General features: G+C 37.2%; 8 protein-coding genes and 2 pseudogenes. 5 read left to right on the forward strand and 5 right to left on the reverse strand.

All coding sequences use genetic code 11. The annotated features are described in order from the left end of the window. Positions 1-100: 100 nt before the first annotated feature. The 4 genes and pseudogenes from DW981_RS13140 (at position 101) to DW981_RS13160 (ending at position 6,692) form a co-directional block, all read left to right on the forward strand. Positions 101-670 (forward strand): restriction endonuclease subunit S, encoded by a 570-nt coding sequence (locus DW981_RS13140; RefSeq protein ID WP_118508038.1) that lies wholly within the window; start codon positions 101-103, stop codon positions 668-670. Further along, positions 667-3,871 (forward strand): annotated as a pseudogene (locus tag DW981_RS13145) (HsdR family type I site-specific deoxyribonuclease). Before DW981_RS13140 ends, DW981_RS13145 begins: the two are co-directional and overlap by 4 nt. A 14-nt stretch (positions 3,872-3,885) precedes the next feature. After that, positions 3,886-5,091, forward strand: coding sequence for a restriction endonuclease subunit S (locus DW981_RS15810; RefSeq protein WP_243034766.1), 1,206 nt, complete (start codon positions 3,886-3,888; stop codon positions 5,089-5,091). Then, a complete protein-coding gene (locus tag DW981_RS13160) occupies positions 5,088-6,692 on the forward strand; it encodes a type I restriction-modification system subunit M (protein ID WP_118508039.1) in 1,605 nt (534 codons plus the stop codon). The genes DW981_RS15810 and DW981_RS13160 overlap by 4 nt, the downstream gene beginning before the upstream one ends. Before the next feature lie 95 nt (positions 6,693-6,787). Here the strand turns inward: DW981_RS13160 and DW981_RS13165 are convergent, their stop codons facing one another. Then, a complete protein-coding gene (locus DW981_RS13165; protein WP_118508040.1) occupies positions 6,788-7,720 on the reverse strand; it encodes a site-specific integrase in 933 nt (310 codons plus the stop codon). Positions 7,721-7,866: 146 nt separating this feature from the next. Between DW981_RS13165 and DW981_RS13170 the strand changes: the two genes are divergently transcribed. Further along, positions 7,867-9,033, forward strand: a complete 1,167-nt coding sequence (locus DW981_RS13170; RefSeq protein WP_118508041.1) for a restriction endonuclease subunit S — start codon at positions 7,867-7,869, stop codon at positions 9,031-9,033. A gap of 102 nt (positions 9,034-9,135) precedes the next feature. Here the strand turns inward: DW981_RS13170 and DW981_RS13175 are convergent, their stop codons facing one another. The 4 genes and pseudogenes from DW981_RS13175 to DW981_RS13190 form a co-directional block, all read right to left on the reverse strand. Beyond that, positions 9,136-9,564, reverse strand: coding sequence for a hypothetical protein (locus DW981_RS13175; RefSeq protein ID WP_182434291.1), 429 nt, complete (start codon positions 9,562-9,564; stop codon positions 9,136-9,138). Continuing rightward, positions 9,561-10,139 carry a GNAT family N-acetyltransferase gene (locus tag DW981_RS13180; RefSeq protein ID WP_118508043.1) on the reverse strand — a complete coding sequence of 193 codons (579 nt, stop codon included), beginning with the start codon at positions 10,137-10,139 and terminating at the stop codon, positions 9,561-9,563. Before DW981_RS13180 ends, DW981_RS13175 begins: the two co-directional genes overlap by 4 nt. Before the next feature lie 147 nt (positions 10,140-10,286). Continuing rightward, positions 10,287-11,114, reverse strand: coding sequence for an IS3 family transposase (locus tag DW981_RS13185; RefSeq protein ID WP_243034767.1), 828 nt, complete (start codon positions 11,112-11,114; stop codon positions 10,287-10,289). A 46-nt stretch (positions 11,115-11,160) separates the two neighbouring features. Then, positions 11,161-11,447 (reverse strand): annotated as a pseudogene (locus DW981_RS13190) (hypothetical protein); the annotation flags it as partial.

The raw sequence follows: 11,447 nt of genomic DNA on the forward strand, positions 1-11,447 counted from the left end.
TTGTAATTATGGAAAATTACAAAAATATGGGTTGACAACTTTTGATTTCTAGAGTATTATATAGATGCAACATGAAAATGTAATTATGGAAAGGCACAAAATGAGAATAGAAGATGTTATTACAATTACAATGGGAACTCCTCAATTTAGAATAAAGGAGTCATTGCTGGATTCGGCGCCTACCTACAACTTTTACGGGCAACAAGAGCTGGAGAATGATTTGGTTGGGATTGAATTAGGTGGCGAGGAAGCGAAGACTATATCGACCTTGGATGATTTAAGTCTGATAAAAGGGGGCGATATTCTATTTAGCTTGATTTCGGGAAGAGCAACAATTGTTAGGCATAGCCATCAAGGATATTTGTATACACAAAATTATGCTAAATTGATTCCACAAGAAAGAATAGATGGTAATTATTTAGTGTATTTACTGAATGAAAGTGAATTTATAAAGAAGCAATGGCTAAAAGAACTTCAAGGTTCGGCAGTTTTAAAACATACAGTAAAACAGCTAAGAAGATTGGAATTACCAAAGTTGCATTCTTATGAAAAGCAAAAAATCATAGGTGATATTTATTTTAAACAATTACGGCTACATGCATTAAAAAAGCGGGCTGCTGAGTTGGAGAAAGTATTAACAATAGAAAAACTTAAGGAGGTAGACGGATGAATGAGCAAATGTTTGAGACGGAGTTGATTCAGTATATTACTACAGGAACTGTTACTAATCCTGAATGTTTAGCAGGAATCCCTGAATTTTCTGCTACAGGTTTAGGAAACAAAGTTGTTAAAACAAAACTCTGGAAATATGAACCAGATATCAAAACAACCCCTCAACTTTGGAATAATTTCAAGACAATACTGGAGCAACATAATCAAAATGTGTTAGAGCATCCTATGAGTGAAGCGGAGTTCAATCAGGTGAAAAAAATCATATCAGATTTACACACTCCGTATGAAGCAGGACAGTTTCTTTATGGGTTGAATGGTGTGTCTCAGATAGAGATAGATCTTGATGATGGACGCCATGTATTTTTAACTGTATTTGATCAAAAAGAGATTGGTGCAGGAGATACAGTTTATCAAGTTGTAAATCAAATTGAGCGTCCAGCGGTCATAAATGGTAAAATGAATCGTCGCTTTGACACAACGCTTTTAATTAATGGACTTCCTATTATTCAAATTGAAGAAAAAAGAGACACTCATGATGTTAATGAGGCTTTAAATCAGATGCATCAGTACATTGATGAAGGGCAGTATGGCGACATTTTTTCAGCATTACAGATTCTGATTGCAATGACGCCAAATAATGTAAAATATATGGCAAATACAACTTCGGAGAAGTTTAATAAGGATTTTGCATTTCACTGGCAGAGAAGAAGTGATAATGGTATTGTAAGAGACTGGAAGGAATTTGCAGATTCTATGTTGTCAATACCTATGGCGCATCAGATGGCAACAAACTATATGATTCTTGATGGTACGCCGAATAAGCAGACGTTAAAGGTGATGCGTCCATACCAGGTGTATGCAACGCAGGAAGTTATAGAGGGGATTAAAAAAGTTGACTTTGATTTTGGAAACAATAAGGTGGGCTATATTTGGCATACTACCGGATCAGGAAAGACGATTACCTCGTTTAAGACAGCTTGGTTATCTAGCCGTATGCCTAAAGTTGATAAAGTTGTCTTTGTAGTTGACCGTATTCAGCTGACGAAACAAACCAATGAGAATTATAGGGCTTACGATCCAGATGCAACAGATCAATTTGATGGTATTGTACAGGATACCAATAATACAACAGATTTGAGCCGTAAACTGAAATCGAAGTCAAATGGAATTATTGTAACTTCTGTGCAGAAGCTAGATTCTCTAATTAAGAGGAAATCCTTTAAGACGCCAGAAAAGAATATTGTATTTATTGTTGATGAAGCGCATCGTTCTACGGGTGGAGAATCTTTTGAAAACATTCAAAAGGCGTTTAAACATGCAGCATGGGTAGGATATACAGGTACTCCAATGTTTGATGAAACAACAAAGGGATTGAGAACGGAGGATATCTTTGGACCATTGCTTCATGCTTATACGATTCGGGAAGCAATTGCTGATCGAAATGTATTGGGATTTAAGGTGGATTTTGAAACTACGATTCCGGAAGATGAAATGAAACAGAAGTATCTTCCTGAGTTTTATAAGGAAAAATATCCCAAATGGTCGGAAGAAAAAATTCAGGACAAAATTAATAATTTAACTATGGAGGACATGGATGATGCGATTGAGCCTAGTTTTTATGACGAAAACTTAGATCATATAAAACTGGTTGTAAAAGATATATATGATAAATGGCAAAATCGATCAAATGATGGAAGGTATAACGCACTTTTGACTACACATGTTGGCGGAGGAAAAGCAAGTACCCCAATGGCAATGATGTATTTTGACGAATTTCAAAGAGTGAATCGGGAGCGTGAAGAACAGGGACTATTTACGCTTAAGGTGGCAGTGACATTTAGTGCTAATAATACAAATAATGACAGTATGCTTGTAACTAATAATGGGTTGCATAGAGCAATGGATGCTTATTATAAGGAGTTTGGTGTAGCTTTTACTATGGGAGATGTTTCCGGTTATACACAAGATGTAATTTCTAGGTTGAATAAAACTGCTAGTGATGGCAATTTTCTGGATCTAGTAATTGTTGTGGATCAGCTACTTACAGGATTTGATGCACCGGAATTAAATACCTTATATGTTGACAGAACATAAAACGTGCTGGACTGATACAGGCTTACTCGAGGACAAACCGAGTGGCTGATATGCAGGAAAAACCATGGGGACGTGTAGTTAATTATCGTTGGCCTGCAGAGAATGAAAAACTCATGAATGGGGCTCTTGCGATATACGCTAACAAAGATTCTGCCACTTTATCTGATGAAGAAAGAGAAAGGCAAAATGTCAATGATGGGATTACAGCACCTAAATTTAATGATGTTCTAGGTGAAGTAAAACAGTAGTAAATAAGTTGTCTGATATGACATGCGAATTTATTCAGTTGCCACCATCTGAGAAGCAGAAGGAAAATATGCTTGAACGACTTCGCGAATATAATGTAGGAATGGCAAAATTAAAACAATATGATTATGATCCGGAAAATAAATCAGATGAAGGATTTGATTACAATAATCCAGATGACTTGATTAGAAAAGTCGGGATGACGCCGGAGCAGGAAGTAATGTTGACAACTGTTCTTACAAATGAACTTAAGGCTTATATTTCAAAGAAAAAAGATATTCCTGTATATCAAATTGAACTTCGTATGACTCATGTTAAAGATATTAAGATTGATTATGATTATCTTACGGAGTTGGTTAATAAGCTGTTAAATGCTGTGCATGATGGTAATGATCAGGAAGCTGATGAAACGAAAGACAAAATTGATCAATTTGCAAATGGACTGGATGATCGTGCTTATGCCACAAAGATTTTAAATGCTGCGGATGCCATTCGAAAAGGTGAATATCCACCGAAAGGTTCGGATTTCCGATATCCGGCACATCTTAAGGATTGTGAAAAGGTAATTCGTGCTGCAAATACTATAAGCATTAACAGGGTGTTCCTTAATTTTCGAGGGAAGTGGGGGATTACCGATGTGATAACAAGTGCAGAAATGTGTGCATTATTTAGTCGGCATCGTTATGGCAAACAAGATTTAGATGATGCTGGTGAAATAAGCGACATTATAAAGAGTGCTAGTGAAGAGTATAAGACGATGGCTCTAGATGAAGAAGTACAGGCTTTGTCTAGAATTAAATATCGTAACGGTTTAAGAGAAGCAATTTATAAGTTGGCTGATAAGATGGCCGAAAACTGAAAAGGAGGAAAAATATGAGTGACAAAAAGAATGTACCTAAAATTAGATTCCCAGGTTTTACGGAACCTTGGGAACAGCGTAAGTTGGGTGAAGTATGCCAAGAATTCAAAAGTGGGACTTCTTTGAAGGCAGATCAGATAGATACAGCAGGAGATTATCCCGTCTATGGAGGAAATGGATTAAGAGGGTATACTTCGGATTACAATCATGATGGTGAATTTGCATTGATTGGTCGGCAGGGGGCTTTGTGTGGAAATATGAATTACTCTGTTGGAAAGGCTTATTTTACTGAACACGCAGTAGTTGTAGATGCGGATATAAACAATGATATCAAGTTCTTGTATTACATGTTGGATACAATGAATTTAGGACAATATTCAGATCAATCTGCGCAGCCTGGATTGGCTGTAAATAAGCTTGTTAAGTTAGAAAATTTATTTCCCACAAAAGAGGAACAACGACGAATCGGACGGTATTTTTCCAACATTGACCACCTCATCACTCTTCATCAGCGTAAGTTGGAGCATGTGAAAAAAATGAAAAAGTCAATGCTTCAAAAAATGTTTCCGAAAAAAAATCAGTTGTATCCCGAGGTCAGATTTCCTGGATTTACTGATGCTTGGGAACAGCGTAAGTTCGGTGAAATAACAGAATTAAAGTCAGCATCACGAGTTCATAAAGATGAATGGACATCAAATGGAGTACCTTTTTATAGATCGAGTGATGTAATGGCAGCAATAAATGGAACTGAAAATGAAAAAGCGTTTATTTCAGAAGAATTGTATGAAAAACTTTCTAAAGTATCAGGAAAATTAGAAGAAGGAGATATCCTTGTTACAGGTGGAGGATCAGTTGGAAATCCTTATATTGTGACGAATAATAAGCCATTATACACAAAAGATGCAGATTTGTTATGGATAAAAAACAAAGGGAAATTTCATCCATATTTTTTATATGAATTTTTCTTCTCTCCAACCTTTAGAAATTATTTGGGAAGTATTTCTCATGTTGGAACTATAGCACATTACACGATTACACAATTATCGGATACACCGATTTGCTTGCCGAGTTTTGATGAACAGAAAGAAGTTGGGGAATATTTTCAAAGTCTCGACAACCTCATCACTCTTCATCAGCGAGAGTTGGATCACCTGCAACTACTAAAAAAAGGCATGCTACAACAAATGTTATATAAAAAGAAAGAGAGGATAACGAAATGAGTGATTTAAATACAATAACATCCCAATTATGGGCAATGGCTAACGAGTTAAGAGGAAATATGGATGCTTCAGAGTATAAAAATTATATTTTGGCATTTATGTTTTATAGATATTTATCAGAACATCAAGAGCAGTATTTGGTGTCTCAAAATGTAATTGACATTGAAACAAATCAGACAATAAATGAGGCGTACAAAGAACAGGCGAGTGGGGATGATCTGAATGATTATATTGAAGATATTTCATCAGCACTTGGCTATGCGATTGAACCAAACGATACTTGGGCTTCTCTTGTGGAGAAGATTGAGAACAGCGAAGTGATTCCAAGTGATTATCAGACAATTTTTGTTAATTTTGATGAACATGCAAAGTTGAACAGAGAGGCTGAAAAAGACTTTAGAGGAGTATTCAATGACATAAATCTTGGTGATTCGAGACTTGGATCATCCACCAATGAGCGCGCAAAATCATTAAATCGTATTGTGAAACTTGTTGATGGTGTTGAATATAGGTCTGATGATGGTAAAGATATTCTTGGTGAGATTTATGAATATTTAATTGGACAGTTTGCTGCCTCTGCCGGCAAAAAAGGTGGTGAGTTTTATACCCCGCATGAGGTGTCTAAGATTTTGGCAAAGGTTGTTACTGATGATGTCGAAGAATCAGACAGTGTATTCAGTGTATATGATCCGACATGCGGATCGGGGTCTTTGCTTTTGACAGTTCAAGATGAGATACCGGGTGGAAGCAATGCGGGAGCTGTCAAATTTTATGGTCAGGAACTTAATACGACTACATATAACTTGGCTCGAATGAATTTGATGATGCACGGGGTGGCATATCAGAATATGAATTTATCTAATGCTGATACATTAGAGAGTGATTGGCCTGATGGCTTGGACGCAAAGGGAATTGATCAGCCTAGATGCTCATTTGATGCAGTTGTTGCAAATCCACCATACTCGGCACATTGGGATAATTGTGAATCAAAACTGAAAGATCCAAGGTTTAAGGATTATGGAGGAAAGCTTGCCCCGAAAACAAAGGCAGATTATGCTTTTGTTCTTCATGGATTATATCATCTTAGTGAAGAGGGAACCATGGCAATTGTTCTTCCGCATGGAGTGCTTTTCAGAGGAGCAGCAGAGGGTGTTATACGGAAGAATTTGATTGAACATCGATGTGGAAATCGCATTTATGCTGTTATCGGTTTACCTTCAAATCTTTTTTATGGTACGGGCATTCCTACTATAGTTATGGTGCTGAAGAAAAAACGCAGTACCAAGGATATTTTGTTTATTGATGCTTCTAACGATTTTGAAAAAGGTAAAAATCAAAATAAACTGTCTGCTGAGAACATTGAAAAAATTATTTCAGCATATCGAGAAAGGAAGGATATTCCTAAATATGCTCATTTAGCAAGCATTGAGGAAATCCGTCAGAATGAGTATAATCTAAATATTCCTCGTTATGTAGATACTACTGAGGAAGAAGAGGAAATTGATATAAATGAGGTTAGAAATCTGCTGGCTCAAGATCGGAAAGAGATAGAAGAGTTAGAAAAACAGATTGAGGAGCAATTTAAATTGCTGGGTATTTAACAGAATATCAGGAAGCATGTTTTAGATAAAGCTTGCAGTAATTTTAAAAAGGCTGCAAGCTTTATTTTATCCATCATCGACATATAAATGAATCTTTATGAATTAAGGTTAGATAATGATCTCATAATGATATCTATATCCTTACTCTCGAGCTCTTGGATGATGTGAAGATAGGTCTTTTGTGTAGTGGTGATGTTTGAATGACCTAGTCTTCGGGCAACACTTGCAATAGATACCCCAGCAAAGAGCAAGAGTGATGCATGAGTGTGTCGTAATCCATGAACTGATATTATAGGTACTGCTGCGTTGCGGCAATGTCTAGCAAGCAAATGGTTTACTGTAGAGTTATAAATTTTTTTCTTCACAAAAATTGGTTTATCTTCTGGAAGATGTTTGATTAATTCGGCAAATTGAATTACCGTCTGCCAATCTAAGGGGATTTTTCTTACAGAGGATTCGTTTTTTGTGGGTAAGAACCCACCTTCTCCTTTATAATCCCAGGTTTTTGATACAGAAAGTAATTGTCGGCTTAAATCAAAATCTTTTGGCGTAAGCGCCAAGGCTTCAGAAAATCGCATACCTGTTTTAGCAATCAACAGAATAAGCCAATCTAGGTTGATCTCTTCTGAAAGATTAAGGTCATCTAATAATTTATGTAGTTCATATTGGTTCAAATATTTTGGCTTTTTCTCGCGAGGCGGCTTGCCTTTAATGATAGCCTTTCTTGTTGGATCATGTAAAATAAGACCTTCATCCACAGCGTCTAGAATTGCGCATTTCAGATGATGATGAAAATCCATTGTTGTTTGTCGCTCGTGTTCAGCTGCATAATCATTTAGCAGTTTTTGATATGTAATGCGATCAAGATCACTTATGATAAGGTCAGGTATTAATTTGATTAACCAATTATGAGCCATATTATATTTATTCATGGTTACCGGTCTGATGGCTCCTTCCTTATAGACAGAAATCCACTGTTTATAGTAATCGCAAAATAACATGTTACTTTTATTAACTGTTGTTTGCATATGTAAGCACTCCTTTCAAAATGGTTTTATATGTCGATGAATGATTATAATTATTATCGAATTAGTAACATAGAAATTACAAGCAAGAGCAAATAAAAAAACTTTTACTTTGGAAATACTGTTTTTTATATGATAAGTGGGTATGTATGATGGACATGTTTGTAGATACTTGGGAACAGCGTAAGTTCTCAGAGTTTACTTGGAATGCGGGAAAAAGGAACAAAGAGGATCTTGATTTAGAGCCATATGCCATCACAAATGAGCATGGATTTATAAAGCAAAGTGAAGCCCATGATGACTTTGGCTATATGAAAGATACAGATAGAAAAGCATATAACATTGTTATGCCTAATTCATTCGCATACAATCCGGCAAGAATTAATGTTGGTTCAATAGGCTACTATGAAGGGACCGAAAATGTAATAGTTAGCTCGCTTTACGAGGTTTTTCAAACAGCTGATTACGTAGATGATAGATTCCTTTGGCACTGGTTTAAGTCCGATGAGTTTCCAAAATGGATTGAACGATTACAGGAAGGAAGTGTTCGCTTATATTTTTATTATGATAAACTTTGCGAATGTCAAATGCTTATGCCATCAGTGCCTGAACAAAAGAAAATTGCAGAGGCGTTAGATAACCTTGACAACCTTATCACTCTTCATCAGCGTAAGTTGGAGCATGTGAAAAAAATGAAAAAGTCAATGCTTCAAAAAATGTTTCCGAAAAAAAATCAGTTGTATCCCGAGGTCAGATTTCCTGGATTTACTGATGCTTGGGAACAGCGTAAGTTCTCTGAACTGGTGACAATTGAACGTGGTGGATCTCCAAGACCAATAGATAAATTTATCACAAATGATGAAAATGGATTGAATTGGGTTAAAATTGGTGATGCCCCAGAACAGGGAAATTATATTACTCAAACGGCAGAAAAAATCAGAGCTGAAGGACTCTCTAAAACTAGAGAAGTTCATCCAGGAGATTTGATTTTATCAAATTCGATGAGCTTTGGAAGACCATATATAATGGCGATAGATGGCTGTATTCATGATGGTTGGCTTGCTATTAGGAATACCCAAAAGAACTTCGATTTAAAGTTTCTTTGTACTTTACTCGGAACAGATGGCATGCTCAATCAATACAAGGCTATGGCAGCAGGAAGTACCGTTAATAATCTTAACAAAGAACTGGTGGGTGGCACAACAATTGCATTCCCAATAATGGAAGAACAAATAAAGATTGGCGAGTATTTCTCCAACATTGACCACCTTATCACCCTTCATCAACGTAAGCAAAATGGACGTAATCTTAAATAACTGATTTCCTATAATCCATCTGATAAAATGCAAACTCTGAATATAATCTATGCAAAGCGAAATCAGCTCAAAAGCATTAAAATACTGAATCTCAGAGTTTGTTTAGTTCTCTTTCCCCCTCATCTCCAGCCACATCTTCTTCTGCAGTACCTGTCCTTCCTCAATCTCCGGACGAACGATGGACTTAATCACCTCTTCCTCTGCTCCTTCCTTCAGCAGTTCGCGGATTACTTTTCTTCTCGTCTCGCTCGTCCACTCGGAAGCATAGGTATCAAGCAGTGCGAGTTTATCAAAGTTTTCGATAAACCATGCTTTGCGCTCTTCCGCTTCCCGTTTCATTTCATGATTTACTGCAGACTGGATCATGCCGGCAGTGATCGTCTTTTCCACTTCTGCTCCTTTGACATCTTTTGGCGTGGAATGAATCTTCTTCTCCATCGCATCCAGATCCATCATCATAAAGGAAAAGGCGTCCAGTTCATACAGCCGGATGTTTTCATTTTTCGATTGCTGCTTTTTGAGATATTTCAATGAATCTTCCCCGATAAAGTCACATTCTTCCATCTGCTGTTTCTGTTTTTCTTTATGCACCGCCGGGACAAAAGCACCACATTTTCTTGCTTCCAGATATGCTTCATGTTCCCACGGGAACCATTTCTTATCCCGGATTGGATTTTCCCCACGCACAAAAATAATACATTCATCATCCGGCAAAATTTTACTGAAACAGTATTGTGCGGATGTCTTTTCAACTGCCATTTGCCGTGATGTTTATCTAAAACCGAATTAACTGCTTTTCTGCCAACCCCACCTCTGCGATATTTATGCATCACAAAAAACTCTGACAAACAATAATCTGTTGTTTCTTCAGGCACTTCTGGGTAATCACTTATCATCGCAAAACCAGCTAATTTACCATCAACTTTTATGAAATAGGGATATCTATTCTCTTCCTCAAAATAACAATCTAGGTATTCATATCCGTAGTTCCCCTCAACATTCACATCTGTCTTTTCCCACTGAGAAAATTCATAAAGATATTTTTCTATTAGATTTAATAATACTTCTTTTTCTTCTTCTTTAATTTCTACAATTTCTACTTCCATCTTCTCGTCTCCGTAAAATTCCGATTTGCGATTACATAATCTGAGAGTTGTCTGTTATTAAATACCTGTGGCAAATTGTTTCCCCATTACAGAAATCACTGGTCCTATGTCAAGATTTAGTACAAGTTAAAATGAGTTTTTCTCATTCTAACCTGCCAGCAATTCCGAAGTTGCCTGTTGATACAATCTTTCAAAATCATCGGGTGACATATAATCGCAATGACTATGAATTCGTTTGGTATTATAAAACGTTTCCAAGTATTCAAATACCAGGCGGTATGCATGTTTGTAATTGCTGATCTTAAAGCGGTTCAGCCATTCCCGTTTTATCAGCGAATGAAAGGATTCGATACAGGCATTGTCCCGAGGAAAAGCTTTCTTGGAATAGCTTCGATTCATTTTTGCTGTTGCCTTTTTATATTCTTTCGATACATACTGGCTGCCTCTGTCACTGTGGATGATCAAAGGTAATTCGGTGCTGCGTTTTACTTTTGCTTTGTTTATAGTTTCAATCACACAGGATGTTTCCAATGTTTTGGAAAGCGTCCATGCAATGATCTTTCTTGAATACAGATCCATAATGCTGGTCAGATATACAAAACCTTCCATCGTCCAGATATATGTGATATCTGAACACCAGACTGCATTTGGACGTTCAGGATTAAACTGCTCATCAAGGATATTTTGTAATTCATTACTGAAATCGGAATCCTTGGTTGTTACTGTCCATGGACGGATCCATTGGGCCTTGATGCCCATTTGTTTCATGTATTTGCCGACAGTTCTTTCAGAAATGTTTTCCCCTGTTTTACGCAATTCCTTTGTGATCTTGGGGACACCATAATTCTGATGAGAATCGTCATAAATCTTTTTGATCTTGTCCTTGAGCAGTTTTCTGCGTTTGGCAGTATCGGATGGTATATGCCGTTTCCATGCGGCATACCCTGACCGTGAAACGCCTAAATATTTTAACATTCCGGAAACAGAAACCCGGCGTCCTGCTTTTTTAGCGTTTTCTGCTTTAACGGTAACTTCGAGATAAACAGCTTCCGTTATCGCCCAGAATGTTTATGGCTTTTTTTAGCACATCAAGTGCGTCCTTGGCATCACGTAATTCTCTCTTCAGACGGGCAATCTCTTTTGCCTCATCCGAAGAATAATTGCCGGATCCACGGCATTCCAGATCACCGGATTCCCGCAGCTCCTTCTGCCATCTGGACAGAGACTGCTGGCTGATGCCTAGATTTGATGCACAGCCGACCAATCCCAGTTCACGGTGATCATGATAGTACTGGACGGCATCCAGTT

The sequence above is a fragment of the Clostridium sp. AM49-4BH genome, from assembly GCF_003478335.1.
Lineage (GTDB): Bacteria > Bacillota > Clostridia > Lachnospirales > Lachnospiraceae > Butyribacter.